Annotated in this window: 21 protein-coding genes; 1 reads left to right on the top strand and 20 read right to left on the bottom strand. The window is 52.1% G+C overall.

Features of this window, described 5'->3' with window-relative positions; translation table 11 throughout:
- Window positions 1-35: 35 nt before the first annotated feature.
- The 18 genes from ACR9FF_RS05670 to ACR9FF_RS05585 all read right to left on the bottom strand — a co-directional run bounded on the left by ACR9FF_RS05670 (window position 36) and on the right by ACR9FF_RS05585 (window position 17,086).
- On the bottom strand, window positions 36-1,472 hold the full coding sequence (locus tag ACR9FF_RS05670; RefSeq protein WP_435169623.1) for a PH domain-containing protein: 1,437 nt from the start codon (window positions 1,470-1,472) through the stop codon (window positions 36-38).
- The gene (locus tag ACR9FF_RS05665; RefSeq protein WP_116393730.1) at window positions 1,465-1,944 is read right to left on the bottom strand and encodes a PH domain-containing protein; all 480 of its coding nucleotides are present in this window, start codon (window positions 1,942-1,944) and stop codon (window positions 1,465-1,467) included. The genes ACR9FF_RS05670 and ACR9FF_RS05665 overlap by 8 nt, the downstream gene beginning before the upstream one ends.
- 28 nt (window positions 1,945-1,972) lie before the next feature.
- Window positions 1,973-3,199, bottom strand: coding sequence for a M24 family metallopeptidase (locus tag ACR9FF_RS05660; protein WP_435169620.1), 1,227 nt, complete (start codon window positions 3,197-3,199; stop codon window positions 1,973-1,975).
- A gap of 135 nt (window positions 3,200-3,334) precedes the next feature.
- Complete coding sequence (locus tag ACR9FF_RS05655) at window positions 3,335-3,820, bottom strand: hypothetical protein (protein WP_435169618.1); 486 nt, start codon at window positions 3,818-3,820, stop codon at window positions 3,335-3,337.
- 20 nt (window positions 3,821-3,840) lie between these two features.
- Entirely contained in the window at window positions 3,841-4,266 is a 426-nt protein-coding gene (locus ACR9FF_RS05650; RefSeq protein WP_435169616.1) for a hypothetical protein, read from the bottom strand.
- Window positions 4,263-4,409 carry a hypothetical protein gene (locus tag ACR9FF_RS05645; protein ID WP_162862746.1) on the bottom strand — a complete coding sequence of 49 codons (147 nt, stop codon included), beginning with the start codon at window positions 4,407-4,409 and terminating at the stop codon, window positions 4,263-4,265. The genes ACR9FF_RS05650 and ACR9FF_RS05645 overlap by 4 nt, the downstream gene beginning before the upstream one ends.
- Window positions 4,410-4,421: 12 nt before the next feature.
- Window positions 4,422-4,583 carry a hypothetical protein gene (locus tag ACR9FF_RS05640; protein ID WP_015842707.1) on the bottom strand — a complete coding sequence of 54 codons (162 nt, stop codon included), beginning with the start codon at window positions 4,581-4,583 and terminating at the stop codon, window positions 4,422-4,424.
- 57 nt (window positions 4,584-4,640) lie between these two features.
- On the bottom strand, window positions 4,641-5,507 hold the full coding sequence (locus ACR9FF_RS05635; protein WP_435169614.1) for a hypothetical protein: 867 nt from the start codon (window positions 5,505-5,507) through the stop codon (window positions 4,641-4,643).
- Window positions 5,508-5,526: 19 nt separating this feature from the next.
- Window positions 5,527-6,462, bottom strand: a complete 936-nt coding sequence (locus tag ACR9FF_RS05630; RefSeq protein WP_435169612.1) for a type II secretion system F family protein — start codon at window positions 6,460-6,462, stop codon at window positions 5,527-5,529.
- Window positions 6,459-7,826: an ATPase, T2SS/T4P/T4SS family gene (locus tag ACR9FF_RS05625; RefSeq protein WP_435169610.1), complete on the bottom strand. Its 1,368-nt coding sequence runs from the start codon at window positions 7,824-7,826 to the stop codon at window positions 6,459-6,461. The genes ACR9FF_RS05630 and ACR9FF_RS05625 overlap by 4 nt, the downstream gene beginning before the upstream one ends.
- Window positions 7,823-8,671, bottom strand: a complete 849-nt coding sequence (locus ACR9FF_RS05620; protein ID WP_201008397.1) for a hypothetical protein — start codon at window positions 8,669-8,671, stop codon at window positions 7,823-7,825. Before ACR9FF_RS05620 ends, ACR9FF_RS05625 begins: the two co-directional genes overlap by 4 nt.
- Complete coding sequence (locus ACR9FF_RS05615; protein ID WP_116393722.1) at window positions 8,668-9,381, bottom strand: SAF domain-containing protein; 714 nt, start codon at window positions 9,379-9,381, stop codon at window positions 8,668-8,670. Before ACR9FF_RS05615 ends, ACR9FF_RS05620 begins: the two co-directional genes overlap by 4 nt.
- A 252-nt stretch (window positions 9,382-9,633) precedes the next feature.
- The gene (locus tag ACR9FF_RS05610) at window positions 9,634-9,984 is read right to left on the bottom strand and encodes a type II toxin-antitoxin system PemK/MazF family toxin (RefSeq protein WP_015842701.1); all 351 of its coding nucleotides are present in this window, start codon (window positions 9,982-9,984) and stop codon (window positions 9,634-9,636) included.
- A 3-nt stretch (window positions 9,985-9,987) separates the two neighbouring features.
- Window positions 9,988-10,269 (bottom strand): CopG family ribbon-helix-helix protein, encoded by a 282-nt coding sequence (locus ACR9FF_RS05605; protein ID WP_041613299.1) that lies wholly within the window; start codon window positions 10,267-10,269, stop codon window positions 9,988-9,990.
- Between the two features lie 216 nt (window positions 10,270-10,485).
- The gene (gene alr / locus ACR9FF_RS05600; protein ID WP_127498660.1) at window positions 10,486-11,670 is read right to left on the bottom strand and encodes an alanine racemase; all 1,185 of its coding nucleotides are present in this window, start codon (window positions 11,668-11,670) and stop codon (window positions 10,486-10,488) included.
- A 166-nt stretch (window positions 11,671-11,836) separates the two neighbouring features.
- Window positions 11,837-13,066 carry a LolA family protein gene (locus ACR9FF_RS05595; RefSeq protein ID WP_201008399.1) on the bottom strand — a complete coding sequence of 410 codons (1,230 nt, stop codon included), beginning with the start codon at window positions 13,064-13,066 and terminating at the stop codon, window positions 11,837-11,839.
- Window positions 13,067-13,233: 167 nt separating this feature from the next.
- Entirely contained in the window at window positions 13,234-15,684 is a 2,451-nt protein-coding gene (locus tag ACR9FF_RS05590; protein WP_435169605.1) for an asparaginase domain-containing protein, read from the bottom strand.
- 34 nt (window positions 15,685-15,718) lie between these two features.
- Window positions 15,719-17,086 carry an asparaginase gene (locus ACR9FF_RS05585; RefSeq protein WP_435169603.1) on the bottom strand — a complete coding sequence of 456 codons (1,368 nt, stop codon included), beginning with the start codon at window positions 17,084-17,086 and terminating at the stop codon, window positions 15,719-15,721.
- A gap of 376 nt (window positions 17,087-17,462) precedes the next feature.
- On the opposite strand from ACR9FF_RS05585, the gene ACR9FF_RS05580 reads away from it, so the two are divergent.
- Complete coding sequence (locus ACR9FF_RS05580) at window positions 17,463-18,221, top strand: YqaA family protein (protein WP_127498668.1); 759 nt, start codon at window positions 17,463-17,465, stop codon at window positions 18,219-18,221.
- 276 nt (window positions 18,222-18,497) lie between these two features.
- Here ACR9FF_RS05580 and ACR9FF_RS05575 read toward each other — a convergent pair whose 3' ends face one another.
- A complete protein-coding gene (locus ACR9FF_RS05575) occupies window positions 18,498-19,181 on the bottom strand; it encodes a hypothetical protein (RefSeq protein WP_435169601.1) in 684 nt (227 codons plus the stop codon).
- A gap of 93 nt (window positions 19,182-19,274) precedes the next feature.
- Complete coding sequence (gene pyk / locus ACR9FF_RS05570) at window positions 19,275-20,696, bottom strand: pyruvate kinase (protein WP_435169599.1); 1,422 nt, start codon at window positions 20,694-20,696, stop codon at window positions 19,275-19,277.
- Window positions 20,697-20,818 lie beyond the last annotated feature (122 nt).

Raw genomic sequence — 20,818 nt, 5'->3', positions numbered from 1 at the left:
GTCCAATTACGGAGAGGACAGAGAACTGCCCTTTCTTATTTTCCGGATTGATGCCGGCTGTACCAGCGCCATACCCTCTCGACATCCTCCCGCTCGAGACAGTAGACGCGGTAAGCCTGAAGGCTGCCTAGCACATGCGCCGAGATCGTCAGAAGCCGTCTTTTCTGCTGTCCACTCGTCCGCCTTGTAGCCATGGAGACAATTTGAGGCCTGCGCATGTAATAGGTCATTCTCGTCAGACTCCTCTTGCGGAGGGTTAACTGCCCGTCCTCCAAGTTCATGCCCGCCGCCGAAAGGCAGCTCCAGCTCCAGGCTGCGGCAAGGGGAAGCAGAATAAGAGACCATAGCCCATGGGTATGGAAAAAGTAGATGAAGACGGCGCATAGGAGAATCATAACAAGCTGCCCTTTCCAAACGTAGTCGAAAAAAGCCCGCTTCGGGGCAGCCGCCTTAATCTCTGCGGCCGTAAACTGCGGCACAAAGCAGGTCAAAATGGATTGAAGAGAAGCTCTGGGAATAAACGGATGCAGCATCAAACGCTCCGTTTTATCCGAAGAGATGACCTGCAATTGAATTTGGGCAAATCCGATCCACTGATGAAGAAGCCCTTCCGCCACGATAACCGCCTGCACCTTGCGGGCATCAAAGTGATGCACTTTTTTCTCGAGGAGGCCGTAGGAGATCGAGATTTGATCATCCTGTTTGTTTGCGGTAAACCCGGCAAACTTGATGACGTACAAAACAAGGGATAGCAGCCATGCAACGGCAAGCCCGCATACCGCGATAACCGCGATAACGGTATAGCTTGGATCTACGCTGGTTGATTCCTTGTATAACGTGGAATAAAGGTTGGGTGCCAGCTCGTTAATGAAATCATCCGCCAAGGAAATGATCCCCGCGATAAAAGCAACAACCAGACCGAAATTAAGGGAGGTCGCGGCAGCAAGCAGCAGCTGGCCCGTGGTTAACCGGTAGTTAGGGAGAACCGGAAGCTGCCGTGCGACAGACTCCGCAGACTGGACATGAGGCGCAAGCAGAAGCTTCTGCAGCTGTCTTGCATCCTTCTCGGTGAGAGCCGCGAGAATTCCGTCAGCCTTCTTGTTGCCGCCGGGCGTTTCGATCTTGACCTGCGTGACGCCAAATAGCCGCTGCAGAATGGGCTGCTCGAGGTTAACCGAATGAATCCGGCCGAAGTAGATTGTTTTCTCGTCTCTGAACAGGATCCCTTTGCGGATGACGATCCGGTCATCCTCCACGGTAAAGGAATATTTGCGCCAGCCGAATAAGCCGAGAAACATAAGCAGGGTTACGGCAGCCAGAATGCCTAGATAAACATACCCGTTTACTCCCGACCAGTTCACGCCTTGCAGCAAGGTAATGATGATAAGCGGCAGCAGCCCTTTCACCGTGTTAAACAGCGGAAACAGAATATAAATCGGATGCAGCCTGCGCGGCTTGTTTCGCTTAATCATCCTGATCATCTACTTTCGCAAGCTGGCCGATCCGCCTCTTCAGAAAATGCGCTTCGCTTTGCTTGAGGCCGCTGATCCGGTGCGTGGTTGCCGCGGTTACGACCGCCACGCTGGCAAGCTCGTATTTACGCATGAGAGGTCCGCTCTCCAGCTCCACATGCTGGACGCGCACCATCGGAACAAGTACATTGCGAATGACGATAAGCCCGGATTTGATCTCCAGCTCCTCGTCAAACAACTCGTATTGAAAACGCCGGTATTTGACCTCGGGGAAAAACCATACAAACAGCACCGCAGACAAACTTACCGCCGCCAGCCCGATAAGGCCGGGAATGTAAGTCCAATGCTTCCAGGCCGCAAACGTTAAATAGGCAATAACAATCACGTAAAGCACAAGATGAGTAATAAGCGAGCTTATTCGGTACACGGTGATGTAATCCCGGTGAAGCCTTTTCGATAATAAGCGGTCCATTCCAGCAAAGCCCCCTTGGCATACCTGTTTATGGCAGTTTGATTAGTCCTTCTCTGGTAAATGTCAAAGCCCGAGGGCGGCCGTCCGTAATCAAATAGCTGTTCTCTATGCCAACTACTCCATCACCGGGAAACGTAAATTTCGGTTCAACGGCGATCACCATTCCCGCTTCCAGCGGAATATCAAAGCCTTTGGCTAGAACCGGCCATTCGTCGATCTCAAGCCCGATTCCATGCCCAAGGAACTTGGCCTGGTCAGCGCCATAGCCCATAAAATGCGGGGAGAGTCCCGCGTCTTCCGCCTGTTCGAGAGCTCTCGCATAGAGAGCCGAGCAGATCGCCCCCTGCACCATTCCGTTCTCCGCTTCACGGATAATGGCTTCGGATACGTTATAGGCATGAGCCAGCTTTTCCGGCAGTTCTCCTATTACAGCGGTACGGGTCTGGTCAATCACGTAACCGTCGATACAGCAGCCGATATCCATCAGAATAGGTTCATTCCGTTCAATCGCTTTGCGGCTGACGCTTTGCGGCGATGTCGCGCCAAGACCAAGCCCGCCTGCAGGACCATCGAAATACGTAGGAACAGCCGCGGCAGATCCGGCGATAAACATACCCGTCGCAATTTCCTGGTTATAACCCCGCATCCTCATGAGTCCTATATGCCCTCTTATACGCAGCTCGTATTCAACGCGTGCCATCCATTCCAATTCCGTTACGCCAGGCTTCAGGAAATTAAGCGCCTCGTTCAGCGCCTCGTCAACAACGGCGGCGGCCGATTCGAACCGGCTAATCTCAAGCGTGGATTTAATCATCCGTTGTTTTCTAATGATGGCCGAACCGTCAACAATCGGACCCGCACCGGCGGCCTGCAGCAATCCGGAAAGCTTCAGATAGGTTTGGGCGGGGAGCACATCCAGGTCTGCCGCTACAGCAGCCGGCTTCCCCGTACCGGCTTTAAATACTTGAGGATATTCCCGCGCCAGCGTCTCGCCAAACAAACGGAAGGCCCCAAGCTCCTTAACGGAAATGCCGCTCTCGAGCTTAGCCCGCTCAAGGCTCCTTTTCACAAAGAAAACCGGTTCTCCATGAGACGGAATAAAGGCATATCCGTTCTGCATGGAGCCGGTGTAATAATAAAGATCTATGTTTTGGGTCAGAAGAAACCCGTCCATCGCCGAGGCGCGCATCGCTTCCTGCAGCTTGGCTATTCTTTCCCGCACAACTTCCTCGGAAACGTCTTTTTTAATCTCCATTCGAAGCCAACTCCTAACTTCCATATTCCCCCTTTATTAGATCAATTTTATGATGGATCGTCAACAGGAAGCGTATGGAATCGCTTCGTTCTGGCCCCCTTAAAAGAATTATCCTTCAAACCGGCCTTGTAATGGCTACCTCACCGTCAGCTCCGATACGCCTTTAATATCCCATTCGATCGGGCCCAGGATCGTAAACGCGCGCGGGTAAACGACATGGATAATAAGGACGACGCCAGGCCTTTGGAGAGTAGCCTCGTAATCGTATTGATCGTTCCTGTACGTATAAGGGAAGCTGCGATCATTATTTATGACTTCGAATACAAGCACATTCACCCGCTCGCGAAGAGGGGAATTCGGCAGCGGACTCCCTTGCGCATCAAGCTGCAGGTTCGCCTGCAGGTAAGCAGCCGCGGCCGCTTCCGCCGCTTCCGGAGCAATCCGCAGAACCCCCTCGGCCATTGACGAGGGATCCAGCTGCTGCGAGGCTGCATGGGCAGCACGGTTAAGCGCATGCTTCCCCTGATAGAGCAGCTTCATCGCCATTTCCTCATCCGTTTGCAAAAAATGCACCGATACCCAAACCGTCATCATTAAAACGATCAACATCAGCTTATACATGGCATCTCCTTGACCACGCCTTACGGCATGTACTCGCTCATCTTCATTCCAAACGTCCGCATGCGGCTGCCTACCGCGATAGGCTCCAGTCCAATCAACCGGTCGATCTCGAATAGGTTCTCATACGGATAGCTCATCTTCAGCCTGATCCCGGTGCCCCTTGGAAGCGGAGAGGCCGGATCAGTCGCGGCCAGGCCGTTATCCGCCGTCACTTCAAATTCGACAAGCTCCGGCTTGAGCCCGAAAGCGGTAAGCCGCTCCCTCGACTGCTCCATCATAACGGCATCGATGTAACCATAGCTTCCGCTGGCGCCAACCTCCAGCAAATAATCGGTCTCCTGCTGCAAGACCGCTTGCCTTGCAATCAGCACATGCTTATAGATAGGAGAGAACATGATCCAGCACACCATAGCGGCAAACAACACGAATACCAATATATTTCTCATGGGCTCATCTGCCGGATATAGGCGCCGATAGCGGCTCCGGAACGTTCCACCTGCCGTTTCGTGCCGCCTTCGCCCCCGGTAATTCCCGTATAGAGCAAAATGACGGTTACCAAAAGCAGCATCGCTATTAGCAGAGCTCTCATCGCTGATCCCCCTTAGTTCGATCCCGTTGATAACATGGAGCCGATCTTTGTGTTAGCCGAGCTGCCTTGTGTCTGAATCTGCTTGCTTGTTCCCGTTGTATCGTTGGCAATAATGTTGTTGAACAGGATAATGACGACAACAAGCAGCATAACGGTCATTAAAATATTGCGCATCTTGATTCACCTCCTTCATAGCATCTTTTCACCTCTGAGCAATTGGCGGACGAGCGTTCATCCCAAAGATTCAAACAGCTTCCGCCCCTCCTGCACCCAGGGGTAAATAAAAATCTGAAAGGTATACAGAATCGGGATCCCCGCAATGATAAACAGAAAGTAAGAAGTGGATTCCTTCCGGCTTTCTTTGGCAAGCTCCAGCTTCTCCTTGTAATCCTGAATGCGCTCGCGTAGAAGCCTGTAATATTCCGGGCTCTCGTGAAGCCGCAGCGAATCAATCGTCTCCACAAAGCTCATGCCGTCATCCGTGCCGATCCGGTGCTTGAACCTGCGAAGCGCCTGCTCCGCATCGTGATACCATTCGGCAAGCAGCCGTTCGAGGTCCCCGCGCAGCGTCCGGGTATACGGGATGCAACGGGTCAGCTTGGTATGGATATGAAGGGCCGATTCGGACAGGTACAGCAGCTGGTTGCTCATGAAATAAACTTCCTTCGTAATCCTTTGGGCGCGAAGTCTTCGGAAAGATCGCAACCAAGGCAAATCCCAATACAAGAGCGCGACCCCCGCAAGCACAAACGTGTAGCACAGCCATGCTCCCCGTTCGATAGACAAGCCACCGTAAAGAATAGCCATTGCGGGAAGCAGAAAAAGCAAGATTCTTCTTGCAGCCGAGTACCAAGCAGCATCCGCGGTAACTCCGCAGCCTGCGAGAAGGCTAGCCCGTTCAATGAAAGCTTCACTCTCCCGCGATAAACGGAGCAGATGGAGCCACTTGTCCGGCATTTCATCCGTCCGCCAGTTCAAGGCGTCCAGATGGAACCATCTCGGCTTCCTTCGGGGAATGGATTGAAGAATCATATAAACGCCCAGGAAGCCAAACAAAAACTCCCCGGCAGCAATAAGCAGACGGATAAACGACTCCAAAGGCCAGCAAACCTCCCTTCTACATCTTTTTGCGCGACAGCCACAGTCCCATCAGGAAAGAAGCGAAGATAAGAACAATGGCGTTAAGAAGCATGTCCCTTCCCTGCGGGTCGATCAGGTAGTAGTAATAGGAGTTCTCCCGGTTGTAGCGGACATTGATGCCGATATAAAATGCGAGGAACAGGACCGGCGTAAAGTTGGCAATCCGGATCTCCAGCAATTTATTTCGCTCCTGCTCGTTCGCCCGCCGCGCCTTGCGCATATCTCCCAGCAGCTCCTTCAGGCTTTCCGCGATAGGCGAGCCCTCGGCTAAGGCTACCCGCATAATATTGACGAAGTAGTCACCCCACACATGGCCAAGCGCAGCCGAAAAAATGCGCAGGCTGGCCTCGTCGTCACCGCGAACCGACAGATTCCGGTACAGCTGTTCGAACACCGACTGCATGGGGCCAAGCAGCCTCCTCTCTTCCACCGTGCGCTGCAAAGCCGTTCGAACCTGCCGGCCGCCCGTTACCAAATAACATTGATAGAACAGCTCGATAGCCGGCAAAAAATCCATCTGCAGCTGCAGCTGTCTCTGCACAAGCATGGCCCGCAGGATCGTATAGGGCAGACAGCCGACAACAAGACCGAATAGCAGCGTCCCCTTTATGCTCTGAAAAAAGAATCCGCCAACGGCAACCCCGGCAAGCAGGAGAAGCAAGGACCCGATGACAAGACCGGATGGCTTCAGCTTAAGCTGCAGCGTCTCAAGCAGCTCCGACAAATGGCGGTATACCCGTTCGAATCTTTTCAGCTTTTCGGTCAGCCGATAGCAAAGACGGTTCCTCGCCGGATACGTCAGTCTGTCCCTCCGCTCCTGGCGTTCCGTCCAGACAAGCAGCAAGCTGGACAAAGAAATAAACCATAAGCTGAAGAGCAGGAGAGCCGCCGCGGCGATAGACAGCTTAATCAAGTCTGCCAGCCCCTCTCGGAAAGGCGCGCCTTTGCTTTAGGCGAGGGCTTCTCGGGATATACCCACTGCCCGCTTGGTTCATCAAATCGGGCCCAATCCCGAACTATCACCTCGTTATTCGCCCAGCTCAGCTCACCGATTCGTGCAATAACCCGCCTGCCGCCCAAATAACGCATCTCAATTCCCACTTGGGTAACGTATTCCGCAATCCTCTTCGTCAAACGCTCCGGATTCATGCCGCGTCCGTCCAGCATGCACATATCGGTGATAGCTTCCGGCACATCCTCCAGCGTATTGGCATGCACCGTGGTCATACTGCCGGAGTGCCCTCTCGTACATGCCCTTACATAAATATTGGCATCCATATCGCGGATCTCGGCATGCACGATGCGCTGCGGGGATTGGCGGAGGGCCAGCTTGAACGCCTGCTCGGCCCGGTGCTGCGGATCATCCTCGTCCGCTTCGTATTCAACCGTATTTTTCATGGGAAAATCCCTCCCGAGCATCATCTCGAACCTTCCTTCGATCGTGACGATTCGTTCTTCATCCGGAAGCTCAGCGATCAGAGCCTTCATAAGATGCGTCTTGCCCGAGTTGGTTGGGCCGATTATGACCAGATTAAACCGCGCTTCAAGCACATCCAGCAGCATATTTCTCATAGCCGTGCTCAACGTATGGTACGGAGCGGAGCATAAAGCTTCCAGACTGAAGCTGCGCACCGTAAAAAAACGAATCGTAAGCGTTGGCTTCGACGTAAACCCAAAGCCGGTCATCGTGACGCGCGAGCCGTCCCTCAGCATAACTTCCGCCCACCGCTTCCGCGGATTGATGCGGTCATTGTTGTACAGCACCAGGTTCTGCTGAATCCTCTCCACGTCCCGCTCATGATCGAAGCGATAGGAAGACAGCATCGTGTGACCGTCCCTTACTTCATAAATCTGTGAGCCGACAACTTGAATCTCTTCGAGACCGTCCCTCCTGGCCAGTACAAGCTCAAGCACGTTAAGTCCGATTACCTCCGCGAACAAGGCTTCGGCAAGCGTCGCGTAGGGATGTTTATAGCCGTCCAATTGATGAATGCGAAGACGGATCAGCCTATCGGCTATAATCGCCAGCACCTGTTCCCTTTCCGGAGCAAAGCCAAGCACGGCCCTGTTCAAGGTCTCGCTGTACTGCCGGCGTTCTTCCTCCGTCAGCCCTCTCGGGGCTGCCAGATAGGACCTGATCTCCTCGGCCAGCCTTCCAAAATCCGCTCCTCGTCCTGAAGTTTCCCCTCTGTCCAAAGGATCCGTGACCACGGATTGATCCAGCCTCAGCCGCGCGGAATAATCCGACGGTGAAAACTTGCTTGTCCCCGAATTCAAGAGCCTACACCGTTGCGATGGGCTAGCAGCTTGCGGTACCAAGGCTGCACGGCAAGCGTTGGCGTTACCCTGCGTATATGATGACGGTCCATCAACTGTTCCGCGCTCTCCTGCATGGCTAGCTTGCCTGCAGGATCCTCCTTCAGCCACTGCCCGTAATGACCGCTGTCCAGCTGCGCATAGAATTGATGACCAAACCGTAATTCTCCAAGTTTCGATGTGCCCATTTCTTTGCAAATATCCTTCATGCGATATCCTCCTGTGCTCCATGGCGAGTAAATGACAACCGTATGGTATTGTTCCGTTGATAGCCCAAACAGCGGCGATACTTGCGAAATCCAGCGTTTTCCGTCTTCCTGAAAGTGGGATAATGCATCGGTAGTGACGATAATGCGCGTATCCGCCTCACGCAGAGCGCATATTGTAGCCGCGTTATCCCAATAAGCTCCTACGTCAATAACAACCATGGAGAACGTCTGCCCGGCGATCTCCAGCAAATGCTCCATCTCCTCCGGCGAATAAAACTCCGCCTGGTCCCTCAGCATATTGCCGAACAACACATGCAGATTCGGCATTCCTCTGACCGGCTGCACCGCGCGCTGCAGCTTATCCGGCGTTAAGGATCCGGACTTCAGCTCCGGCCTCAGCTTGTCCAGCGTCACGACCGGCTCGGCGATGCCCAAATACCGGTGAAGCTTTGCGCTTTTTAGGTGAAGACATAAATAACCAATCTGTCTGCCGCTTGCTTCCGCCATTCGAAACGCTGCGGCAAAGGCGGCCGAGGTCGTGCCAATATTCGGCGTAGTCCCGACAAAGGTAATCAAAGGCGACGTTATCGCATTCACGTATGCTCCTCCTCCAGGCTAAGGGATTCCGGACTGTAGGCGATAACCAGCTTATGAAGACCGTCCTTGCAATAACCGTCGATCTGAAGCCACTGCGATTCCGTCAGATTCAAATTAATGTATTCGATCATCCCGTTCGCATCGCGCCGGGAGGCATACATCCGTTCCTTATCCCCTTCCGCAAGCGACAGCAGATTCGGATCCTTCATATTGTCAATTTCTACGTTGCTTGAGGATTTCACCGACGCAACCGTCACAAGCGAATCAAATATCCGCCTGGAGGGCTCATTCTCGCCTGATAAATAGACGGTTACCTTATCGCCGGCGCGAATGCCGTTGGAGATGGAGCGAACGTAATCGCGCGGAATTTGAAAGGTCGACTCCATCCCCGTAGGCAGCAGATGATACTTATCGATTTTCCAGCCCAGAATCGGCTCGTTTGTCCCTAGCGGAATAACAGTCTCCATGCCTACCGCCAGCTTGGCGTCAACAAGCATTTCCTGCTCGTAGCCTTCGCGCGGAATGCGTTTGTATGCGACATCCGCTTCCGTTAACCGCCTGCCTGCTTCCACAAACTGCTTGGCTACAACAACTTCCACTGTTTCCTCGCGGGTAACCTGCAGCTTCTGCAGCTGGAACAGGCCATACACCAGAACCCCGGACAACATGGCGGCAAGCAGCCCAATGCCTGCATTTCTCCTTCTGTTCATCGACTCTCCCCTCTCTAATCCACGGCGAAAAAAAAAGAACGCAGCAGTAGCCTTAATAAGGCTGATCTGCTAGCGTTCTTCGCTAAGCCGTGCACGTATATGTAATTTAACAACCAATTGACCATATAATAGCAAATTTATTAAATAGTTGTCTATAGATTTTTTTCAAAATTTCCAAAAATTCGCTATTATGCGACGAATCACGCAAAAAAACAAGGACAGCACATGGCTATCCTTGTTCAATCCCTGCGTTTAAAAATCGATTAATCCAACGCTGATCAGCAGAGCATCGTCCACTTTACGCATCGTTTCATCGTCCAGGTGGGTGATCTTGTCGGTTAAACGCTGCTTGTCGATCGTCCTAATCTGCTCAAGCAGCACGACGGAGTCTCTGTCGAAGCCGTGAGCCGCCGCTTCCATTTCAACGTGCGTAGGCAATTTGGCTTTCTGGATTTGCGCCGTAATGGCCGCGACGATAACCGTCGGACTGAAGCGGTTGCCGATATCATTCTGAATGACTAATACGGGTCTTACTCCGCCCTGTTCCGATCCGACGACTGGTGACAAATCCGCAAAAAACACATCTCCGCGTTTTACGATCAACCTCTACACCCCGCTTACGAGACGGCCTAACGTATGATCGGCTTCTTCCTCCGCTTGAAAAGCTTCGGAGGCCATGTTCAAGTTGATCTTCGCCATTTCCAGATACCCACGCTGCATGGACTCACGGATCTGCCGTTTTTTTCGTTCCACAAGATACAGCTTCATGGCCTGCCGAATAAACTCGCTGCGGTTGGAATTTTCCTTGGCGACGATGCCGTCGACCTCCTCCAGCAATTGATCCGGCAAGCTGATCATGATCCTCTTGGTGTTCTGCATATTGGCCACCGAACTAGCACCCCCAAAACTTTTCCAAAACCATTAATATTCATTATTGCATTAATTCGCTGTCACTATACTTTATCATAGCTATGTTATGCGTATATCAAATATGCTGCATGATTTTACTGCATCTCCGAGCATATCCAAATTTGATTTAACTAATTCGCGATCGACAACGGAAATCCTCTATTTTCGCGAAAAGTTGCGATTAGAAAATAATTCCTAACCTAAAACGAGCGGATTCGATACCGCTGTCACCTGTCCGTCTCTTACATAGACGCGGGGCACGCGGGCTGCCAGCATGCAGGTTACTTCGTAGTTGATCGTTCCAAGCTGCACCGCTAGCTCATCCGCCGATATTTCTTCCTCGCCTTGCCGCCCGATCAGCACAACTTCTTCGCCCGGCTCTACGGCTGTATCCGCTGACGCGGGATCCAAAGCAATCATGCATTGATCCATGCAGATCGTTCCCCGCACAGGCACTTTCACTCCCCGTACAAGCACATGGGCTTTGCCGGTCAGCATCCGGCTGAAGCCGTCGGCATAACCGATTGGCAGCGTGCCAATGCATTCTTCCTGCTTTGTCACGTAACGGGTACCGTAACTGATTCCCCAGCCGGGAGGCGCCTTCTTCACCATGACTACTTCCGACTTGAGCGAAAGCACGGGTTCAAGCTTGATCCGCTCGCGGCTTACTTCATCCGAAGGATACAGACCGTACATGCTGATCCCAAGGCGAACCATGTCGCCGCCGTATTCCGGCGTATCAATGCCCGCTGCGCTGTTGGCTGCATGAAGGATACGAATCGGGAGCTGATTGCTGCGCACGTACTCCGCAACAGCATGAAAACGCTCATATTGCTGGCGGGTATAGCTTTTGTCCGTCTCGTCCGCTTTGGCGTAGTGAGTGAACATGCCCTCTATTTCTAGTTGAGGAACATCAAGCGCCTTGCCGATAAAAGCAATCGCTTCATCCTTGCCGATAATCCCAAGACGTCCCATTCCGGAATCAATCTTAATATGAGCCTTAAGCTTCTTGCCGTCGGCATGAGCCGGAAGAGCTGCTGCCGCTTCCAAGATATCCTCTCGGAACAATGCGATGGTTATATCCTTGTCGCGCGCGATAGCGAGTGCATCCGCCGGAACGAATCCAAGCACGAGAATTGGGGTAGCAATCCCGGCATGACGAAGCTGGAGCGCTTCATCCAGAAAGGCTACGCCCAAATAATCAACGCCGAACCGCTCTGCTTCGCGGGCAATTTCCACCGCGCCATGCCCGTAAGCGTTCGCTTTGACCGAAGCCATCAGCAATCGCCCCTCAGGCATAGCGCTGCGGAATGCATGCAGGTTACGGTTCAGCGCATCAAGCGAAATTTCTACCCTCGTCGGGCGGTAATACGATTCCAAGTCGGTTCACCTTCTCCTCATTCGGCAGCCCCGAGCAATCCCGAGCAACTGTAAACATCAATAGGATTAATGTTATACGTTGTCGCTTGGGCTGTCAATGAAATGGCGGCCTTAATCGGATAGCACGTCTTGGAAAAAAATTTCCCCAGCTCCGCTTTTGAAGTGTTTATTTAGTCGAATCCACTTGAACGGATTGGGCAATTCGGATCATTTCCGTCTCAGGAAGCGTACTGCTTGTCAAACGAAGCTCGGTGCCGTCCACGATCCATGTGAGCGTCTTCTGATCGTCTCCGCCGGTCAATTCGCCAATCGTAAACCCGAGATCAAGGAATGTGCCGCCCGAGTACGTAGCCGCCATGTCTTTAGGCTGAGTCTGGATCAGCGAGAAGTCGTAAGTACCCGTATAGCGCGATACAACGCCAGGCAAGCCGCCAAATACGATATCCATGCTATCCTTCATCACGACGCCTTCCGGAAGATTTGTCGGCACCATAATTTGGAGATCGGTTGCCGCATCCGCCTGCGGATTAGCTGCCGTGTCGTCGGCATCCTCTTCGTCTTCCGCCGCCGCGTTTTTGTCGTCATCTTTTGTTGCTTTATCATCCGTTTTGCCATCAGCCTTGCTGTCGTCTTTCGAATCCGTGGATTTATCCGGCGTTACGGCATCCTTGCTGTCTTCGGAAGTACCGTTTGCGCTGCCGTTCGCATCCGTTTGATCCGGATCCGCGATTGTCGGCTGATCGCTTGTGCCGCCGCTCGAAGGCGAAGACTTCATGTTAGCTTCCGTCTCAAACGTTGTTTTATCAAAGCTTGGACCAAATTCGAAGCTCGTAAAGTCTACCTGTACCATCACGGATGCATTCGCATCGCTGACTTGAACCTGAACCGGCTTGTAATCCGATTTGTTCAGCCAAATTTTTTGTCTGGCGAGCGTGCCGTTATTATAGTTAGCCATGACATCAAAGACGTAGGATTTATCGTCAACCGCGAACTGGCGCGAGTTGTCTGTCAGTATGCTTTGAATCAGCGTTTGATAGAGATATACCTGCCCTTGATTTTGCGGCCAGTCGCTTTGGAAGCGGAACACTTTGTTCAGACGCGGCGTAAGAACAAACACGCCGTCATCGTTGCGCAGAACAATTTGTGTAATATCCTTCTCTGCATTCGTCAATTTAATGCGGTAATAATGGGGCTTCTGGTAAGAAACTTCAACGTTGTACGTCAATTCCTGCTGACCCGTATGAAGCTTCATTGTGCCTGTCCCTTGGTAGCTCTCCATGTTGCTGACAACCTTGTCGAGCTCCTTGACCACGGACTCGGCGTCCTTCTTCCCGCATGCGCTAAGTACGAGTGAAAACACTAACAAGATTGCCGCTGCCCATGTCATGCGACGCATTACAATCATCCCCTCTTCACAATGTTTTTCCCACTGGTAACATGTCTATGAGGGGACTTGGCCGATTATGCGGACTAGTTTGACAAGCTGGAGCTTGTATGAAAAATAATTCGAAAAAGCTGCCCCGCAAGGCCGATTGAACCCTGCAGAGCAGCTTTTATCGCATCTTATTTCGTATCCAGCAGCTTCACGATAACCGTAATGGCTTCCGCTCTGGTCGCCGTTCCGGCAGGAACAAAACGATTGTTCAGGCGGCCTTGGACAATGCCTTTGTCCGCCACGGCTTTCACCGCGCCTCTTGCCCATGCCGGGATATCGGCATTGTCGGAGAAGCCCGTCTCGGCATCTTCCGCCGTTGTCAGCTTGAGAGCCTTCGCGATCATCACGACCATCTCGGCGCGGCTGATCTTGCTGCCCGGCTTAAACGTTCCGTCCGGATAACCGCTTGTTATTCCGGCGCTGACCGCTTGCGCAACGGCAGCTTTCGCCCATGCGCCGATGGAAGCATTATCCTTGAAAGTCAAGTCCGCTCCCGGCTCAGCAGGTTTAAGCGCGCGCATCAGCATCGCGATAAACTCTTCCCGGGTTACGGTAAGCTCCGGCTTAAAGGTGCCGTCGCTGTAGCCATTCACGATACCGGCCGCTACCGCGCTCCTGATCGAAGCTGCCGCCCAATGTCCGGCAATGTCGGTGAATTCCGGTACGGCAGGTCCCGCATCTACCGCGAATACGGCAAACTTGGTGAAATGGTCGGTTGCTACGGAAATCGTGCTGCCGTTAACCGTTCCGCCCATCTCGATCCATTGCTTCTTCGCTTCATCATAATAGAAGACTGACGGCTTCTTGCCTTCCTTGACCAGCGAGGCATCAAATTTGAAGGTCAACGTGACAGGGACAAGGAAGCTGCCCGCTTTATTTTTGACCACTTCGAATATCGAAGACAGCAGCACATCGTCCGCATCGATAAGACCGCCGGCCTGCGTCAGCTTTTGAATGGAGATGATAAGCTGCTCCTTGGACGCGCCGCTTGGAACCTTCACCGTAAGGCTGTTGTCAAAGACGCTCAACTCGCCGGATCCGCCGGAAGGAACGGTTAGTTCGTTGCTGCTTGGAGGAGTAACTGTTCCACCTCCGCCTGATCCGGAGCCGGTTGAGCCCGTTTTGAATACGCCTGTCAGGCCAACGCTCTCATTTCCTTTATCGTCAAAAGCTTTGACCGTAAAGGTATAAGACGTATTGGAAGAAAGACCTTTTGCGGTATACGTTCTGACGGAGGAAGCAACCTTCGCGATCGGCTCCTCTTCCGAACCTTTATAGATCGCGTATCCAGCCACACGGGTAGTATCGGTTGCCTGAGGCCAGCCGATAGCAATGCTGTCCGTCGTTTGAGCATCCGAGGTAAGCGCCGCATTTGCCGGCCATACCGGCGGAGCCGCGTCATTCATCACGATATCCTGTGCCCCAACCGTCTCAAACCAATCTTTTATTGTATTAAAATCTTTGGAAAAGGCCAGCGACAGAAGAAGCATCATGCGGGCATGCTGCGGGTTTAGGTTATCCCCGGCAATAATGCCGTTGCCGCTGCCGGTCATCGTGCCCGAGCCTGTCCGGGTTGTCGTAACAAAGATAACGCCCTTCTGAATCGCCGCGCTGCGCGCTTGGCTCATCTTCGAGGAAATGCCTCCCGCTCCCGTTCCGGCAGTAACAATCCCTTTAGCCCCGTCTTCGACCAGGGCGCGAATCGCTCCGCCACCCGCTTCCTGGTAGCTGTAGGCAATCTCGACCAGCGGCAAATCATCCTTCGAGATCGTCCGCAGATCAAACGGTGTCGACCATTCCGGCGTTCCCGCTTTCAAAGCCCGGGCATTCAGCCGGTACATCCGAACGGCTGGATCATCGACATAACCAAGCGCCCCGAACATCGGAGTATCAAAGGTATCCAGGCGATGAGCGTTCGACTTGGTTACTTCGCGCGCTGCCTGAATGACGTCGTTCAGCATAATAACCGTGCCGTACCATTTGGTCTTATTGCTGGCTGCCACCTTAATCGCCTGATAAAGGTTTGCCGGGCCGTCGGTTCCGATAACATCCCATGGCCGCATTGCTCCGGTCACTACAACCGGCTTCTCGCTGCGCACCGTCAAATCAAGGAAATAAGCGATCTCCTCCATCGTATCCGTGCCCGTAGTAACTACAACGCCATCGTAAACCTCAAGTGCTTGGTCGACGGCCAGGGACAGATCGTAGAGATCCTTCATCGAATAGCCGCCCGAGCCTTTATTGCCGAATTGGAAAGTAGATACGTCGGCATTTTTATGCTTTGGAAGCTGCGCGACCATATCCGCCATTTTGTAGGTGCCAGCCGCATAGTTCTGGAAGTTCGTTTTATCGCCTTGCGATGCCGCGCCGGCAATTGTGCCGCCGGTTGCAACGACCATAATATTAGGAAGCGGCGATGCTTGCGATTCCGCCGATAAGGCGGGTATATCAAAAGCAGGAAGCTGCGGAACCGCTTCTTCCGCCGCGCGCGCATACCCCATAAATCCGGAGAGCAGCGCTAGGATCAGCAGAGGAGAAAGAAATCTCCGCAGCATACGATTATTGGTGATGACAGTCATATCCGGTTACCCTCCCTTCGTGTAAGAATCCTGTTTAATGCGCGCCAACAGGCTCTTCTGTCGCAGGTGCGGATTCTGCAGGCTCCGTCGCTGCAGGCTCGGCGGATGGTTCAACCGAAGGCGCTTCCGACGCGGGTACCTCCACCACAGGCTCTTCCACGACCGGTTCTTCTTCGATCGACGTTTTCAAAACCGTATTCTCGTCTACCGAAATTTCAACATCTCCCGTACCAAACGATTGGAACCAGGAATGGATGGTCGGCAGGTCGCTTGTGAACGCCAACGAAAGCAGAAGCAGCATGCGGGCATGCGCCGCATTCAGGTTATCCCCGCCGATCGTTGAGCCCGTTCCGCTGTCGTACATCGTACCGGAGCCTGTCCGGGTTGTCGTCACAAATACTACGCCTTTTTGAATGGCTGCCGAACGAGCTTGACTCATCTTCGAAGAGATGCCGCCAGCGCCGGTTCCCGCCGTTACAATCCCTTTCGCGCCGTCTTCCACGAATCCACGGATCGCGCCGCCGCCAGCTTCTTGATAGCTGTACGCGATTTCGACAATCGGAAGGCTGTCCTTCGAGATCGTTTTCAGATCAAACGGGGTTGCCCATTGTTCCGTGCCGGCTTTGATCGCTCTTGCAGGCGCGCGGTAAATCCGTACAGCCGGATCGTCTACATAGCCAAGCGCACCAAACATCGGGGCATCAAACGTATCCAGACGATGCGCGTTTGTCTTCGTTACTTCGCGCGCCGCGTAGATCACGTCGTTAAGCATCAATACGGTGCCAAACCACTTTGTTTTATTGCTGCTTGCCACTTTGATCGCTTGGTACAAGTTAGCCGGAGCATCCGTTCCGATTACGTCCCAAGGTCTCATCGCCCCCGTAACGACTACAGGCTTTTCGCTGCGGACCGTCAGATCCAGGAAATATGCAATTTCCTCCATCGTGTCGGTACCCGTCGTGACAACTACGCTGTCGTAGTCCGCAAGAGCGGTATCAACCGCCAGGGAGAGATCATATAAATCTTTTATCGTATAGCTGCCTGAGCCTTTATTGCCGAATTGGAAAGTAGATACGTCCGCGGTTTTATGTACCGGCAGCTGCGACACCATGTCCGCCATCGTGTAGGTACCTGCCGCATAGTTCTGGAAGTTTGTTTTGTCCTTGTCTCTCGCCGCTCCCGCGATCGTGCCCCCGGTAGCGATAACAAGGACATTCGGTTTCTCCGAAGCCTCGAATTCAGCCGAGACAGGCGGAATGTTGAACGTTGGAAGCTGCACGGGTTCGGCAGCATTCGCCAAGTTCCTCGAAACAACGATTCCGACCGTTCCTGCCGCCATGGAAAGCAGCACAAGCAGTACAACAAATCTCTTACCCAACACACCTCTTACAACGTTTGTCATGATTTGTCTTCCTCCCTATTTTATCTATTTATGTCGAACATCTATAAGTCTATTTTATGTCACATATATTAACAAACACCATTACAAGGCAGTTAAGCGTTAACATCAGCATTTATCTAGTTTTTTCTTCATTTTTCCTGTTTACTTGAGAAATTTTAGTAGATTTTGTTGTTATAAAAACTTACATAGTAATAACATGAAATGAACAAAAGGGAATCGAGGAGCAATGGAGACGGAATGACGGAAGTAAAAGCCGTCCAAAAAAGGAAATTTACTTATATTTCTTTCGTGACCAGAAAAAAAGTGAAACCTAAGTCCTAAACTATCGTATAATTAACTACGGCTTTCCATGCGTAGAGAGGTGTGTGCCATTTTCATGCTCCAAGACATTGTAGACTTCCTAATGAAATTTGGCCCCTGGGGTTTGTTCGTTCATTCTATGATTGATGCAATCATCTTTCCGATACCGGCCTTATTCCTCCAGGTTCCATTAAGCCTAGTAAATCCGCATGACGCGTTTATGCTGGCTACCGTAGGATATATCGGTTGTTTGATAGGCACCCCTATCGGCTATTTCATCGGCAAATTATTAGGCAATTCCATCCTGTACAAAATCCTTAAGAAGGAATGGGTCGAATCTGCCACCAACATGTTCCAGAAAAATGGAGACACCGCTGTACTGATCGGTTCTTTCACTCCTATTCCATTCAAAGTATTTACGATTTTATCAGGCGCGCTGAACTTTCCGTTATGGCGCCTTATTATGTACGCGGCTGTAGGCAGAGCCGCAAAGTTCTATCTGGTAGGAGGACTTATTTACTTCTATGGCCAAGCGGCGGAAAAGATGGTTCATAACGCATCCTATTATCTGTTCGCTATCGCCGTCCCTTTGATTGTCTTGTTCCTGTTCTTCCGGAAAAGACATCGCAAGAAGAAAGCTGCCCAGGCGGCGGCCGCAGAAGCGGCTGCGTCTAGCGCAGAAGAAGAAACGGTTCAGGAGCATTCGGCTGCCGCATCAGCGTCAGCAGCGGAATCGGCAGAGCCTGCAGAGCAAACAAGCGAAGTTTCAAAGGAAACCCGCGAGACTGCCAGCGAAACTCCCATCCCTACAACAACTCCCGTAAGCAACGCCTAGGCGGACATACAATAAGCCCCTTCCCGACCGGGAAGGGGCTTATTTAGTTGCATTTCCTTGTTCAGGTCCGCAATTAAACGGCATTTACTGCAAAACTACATGTAAATTCCCCGCAGGCGGAGATAATAGGTCATTAGAATGCAATACTGCAGTTCATTGCCTCCGTTTCACCCGAATTACCCTTCATCCGTCAAAATCACCTGCACTTTTACATTACACCTCTATAACTTCCTCTCCACCAAACAAAGGTGCTGCACTTTTGCAGGATAACATTCACTACCAACGATCAATTTCATTAACCCCTTCCTGCAAAAGGCTATATTTCATCACTTTGGACGATTTGCCGTTATCACAGAGCAACGCCTGAAACCTCCCCTGTCCGCACAACGCCTGCAAATGCCGCACCGCCGTCCGATGATTCAACTGCAAATGACACTCAACCTCAGCCGGCCGAACAGATCCCCCATTCTCATGAGCCAGCAAAATAATTTCCCTTCTGATTCGGTTGGACAGATCTTTACTCTTGCCTGATTGGTAACGACTCAACAGAAGTCTTAACAACGTTTGGCAGAGATCCGGCCGCTGAGCAACATCATCGTAAGAAAAAGAAACCACTCTAATACCAATACCTTGCATAAAGGTTTCGCGGTTTAACTCCTCCGAGTAACGCTTCCGGTCCATATCCGCGACATGCGGACCAAAGCCCTTAATCTCAAAAACAAATTTCACGTGCCCCGGCAGCCAAGCCATGTCGGCATAATACGGTTTCCCCCGCCAATCGAGAATTTCATATTCCGGATGCAAATCCCCTAATGTCCCCATCAATGGCCACCACACCTGCTTTAAAAACAGCTTCTCCGCATGTTGATGCCCTCTTTCTAACCTACCTTTTCGTTCACCCGTCCTACTTGCCAAATGTCTCTTCAACCACTCAACATGCGCCGCTTCAAATCCATTCATAACAAATCTCCTTTTGCTATAAAATAAAACGCCCCTCGGAATCATCTGCTGGCAGATGATCCAAGGGGCGTTCTTCACCGCTTTATATCGCTATTATAGGCGGTATTGAGCAATCTTCACAAGATTGGTGGCGCCGGCTTTGCCTGTTGGCGTACCCGCCGTGATAACAACGTAGTCGCCTTTCTCCAGAAGACCCGTGCTGCCGCCGTTTGTTAAGGCCGATTCAAAAATATCGTCCGTCGATTTAGGACGGCCGCCCTTAACCGGGATAACGCCCCACATAACAGCCAGACGAGGCAGAACCTTCTCATCCGAAGCAACCGCAATGATTGGCGATTTCGGACGGTATTTCGATACCATGCGAGCCGTGAAACCACTCTCCGTTGGCGTCACGATCGCTTTTGCGTTCAGCTCGAGAGAGGAGCTTACGACCGCTTGGCTAATTACTTCCGTAATCGTAGTTGGCTGAGCGCCACGGCGCTGTTGGAACTCATCGAAGTAATCCATCATGGATTCCGCCTTCACCGCAATCGAAGCCATCATGCTGACCGATTCTACCGGATACTTGCCTGCAGCCGTCTCGCCCGACAGCATAATCGCGTCCGTGCCTTGAAGGACGGCGTTCGCCACGTCGCTCACTTCCGCGCGGGATGGGCGTGGGTTAACCTGCATCGAATCCAGCATTTGCGTCGCAACGATAACCACTTTGCCGGCCGTGTTACATTTCGCGATCATTTCGCGCTGAATCATCGGCACGTCCCAAGCCGGTACTTCTACGCCAAGGTCGCCGCGGGCAACCATGATGCCGTCCGATGCTTCGATGATCGAATCCAGGTTATTGACGCCTTCTTCATTCTCGATCTTCGAGATGATCTGGATATGCCCTGCGCCGCCGTCATGAAGCAGCTCGCGGATTTGCAAAATGTCTTCCGCTCTTCTCACAAAGGAAGGAGCGATGATATCGATCTGCTGCTCGATGCCGAACTGGATATGGCGGATATCGCGTTCCGTTACCCCGGGAAGCGTGGTGCGGATACCCGGCAGGTTGACGCCTTTTCTCGCTTTAATGACGCCGCCGTTCAAAATAACGCACTCGATTTCCGTTCCGTTAACCGATGCAACTTCCAGTTCGATAAGGCCGTCGTCGAGCAAAATTTTATTGCCAGGGTTCACGACCAGCGGCAGCTCCGCATAGTTCACGTGAATCCGTTCGCCGTTACCGATAATCTCTTCCGTCGTCAGCGTCAGCTTCTCTCCAACCTTCAGCAGGTAGGAAGCCTCCTCCAGCTTGCCGATCCGCACTTCCGGACCTTTAATATCAAGCAAAATCGCAACAATGCTGTTCGTAGCCGCAGCAGCTTCGCGAATACGCGCAATACGTGCCGCATGATCCTCCAGCTCTCCGTGTGCCATATTCAAACGGGCAACGTTCATCCCCGCATTAATCATGTCAATTAATACTTCCGTCGATTCGCATGCCGGTCCCATGGTGCAAACAATTTTCGTCTTGCGCATAATGTCGCTGATTCCTCCTGATTGTACAAGTCTGTATTTGTGGTAAACAAGAATAACCTTATTGTAGCTCGTTTCTTCCCAATCGACTATGAAATATAGTACTCTTATAGAAATATAGTACT

Origin of the sequence: Paenibacillus glycanilyticus, assembly GCF_051200795.1 — a bacterium.
Classification (GTDB): Bacteria; Bacillota; Bacilli; order Paenibacillales; family Paenibacillaceae; genus Pristimantibacillus; species Pristimantibacillus glycanilyticus.
This window is presented reverse-complemented; position numbering and strand designations above follow the sequence as displayed.

What these genes read in the sequence shown, in the direction of transcription:
- ACR9FF_RS05665 (WP_116393730.1), bottom strand. Translation starts at nt 1,944, where the DNA reads ATGGACCGCTTATTATCGAAAAGGCTTCACCGGGATTACATCACCGTG.
- ACR9FF_RS05575 (WP_435169601.1), bottom strand. Translation starts at nt 19,181, where the DNA reads ATGAATGGATTTGAAGCGGCGCATGTTGAGTGGTTGAAGAGACATTTG.
- ACR9FF_RS05580 (WP_127498668.1), top strand. Translation starts at nt 17,463, where the DNA reads ATGCTCCAAGACATTGTAGACTTCCTAATGAAATTTGGCCCCTGGGGT.
- ACR9FF_RS05595 (WP_201008399.1), bottom strand. Translation starts at nt 13,066, where the DNA reads ATGCGTCGCATGACATGGGCAGCGGCAATCTTGTTAGTGTTTTCACTC.
- ACR9FF_RS05660 (WP_435169620.1), bottom strand. Translation starts at nt 3,199, where the DNA reads ATGGAGATTAAAAAAGACGTTTCCGAGGAAGTTGTGCGGGAAAGAATA.
- ACR9FF_RS05645 (WP_162862746.1), bottom strand. Translation starts at nt 4,409, where the DNA reads ATGAGAGCTCTGCTAATAGCGATGCTGCTTTTGGTAACCGTCATTTTG.
- ACR9FF_RS05670 (WP_435169623.1), bottom strand. Translation starts at nt 1,472, where the DNA reads ATGATTAAGCGAAACAAGCCGCGCAGGCTGCATCCGATTTATATTCTG.
- ACR9FF_RS05650 (WP_435169616.1), bottom strand. Translation starts at nt 4,266, where the DNA reads ATGAGAAATATATTGGTATTCGTGTTGTTTGCCGCTATGGTGTGCTGG.
- ACR9FF_RS05585 (WP_435169603.1), bottom strand. Translation starts at nt 17,086, where the DNA reads ATGACAAACGTTGTAAGAGGTGTGTTGGGTAAGAGATTTGTTGTACTG.
- ACR9FF_RS05590 (WP_435169605.1), bottom strand. Translation starts at nt 15,684, where the DNA reads ATGACTGTCATCACCAATAATCGTATGCTGCGGAGATTTCTTTCTCCT.
- pyk (WP_435169599.1), bottom strand. Translation starts at nt 20,696, where the DNA reads ATGCGCAAGACGAAAATTGTTTGCACCATGGGACCGGCATGCGAATCG.
- ACR9FF_RS05640 (WP_015842707.1), bottom strand. Translation starts at nt 4,583, where the DNA reads ATGCGCAATATTTTAATGACCGTTATGCTGCTTGTTGTCGTCATTATC.
- ACR9FF_RS05655 (WP_435169618.1), bottom strand. Translation starts at nt 3,820, where the DNA reads ATGTATAAGCTGATGTTGATCGTTTTAATGATGACGGTTTGGGTATCG.
- ACR9FF_RS05615 (WP_116393722.1), bottom strand. Translation starts at nt 9,381, where the DNA reads ATGAACAGAAGGAGAAATGCAGGCATTGGGCTGCTTGCCGCCATGTTG.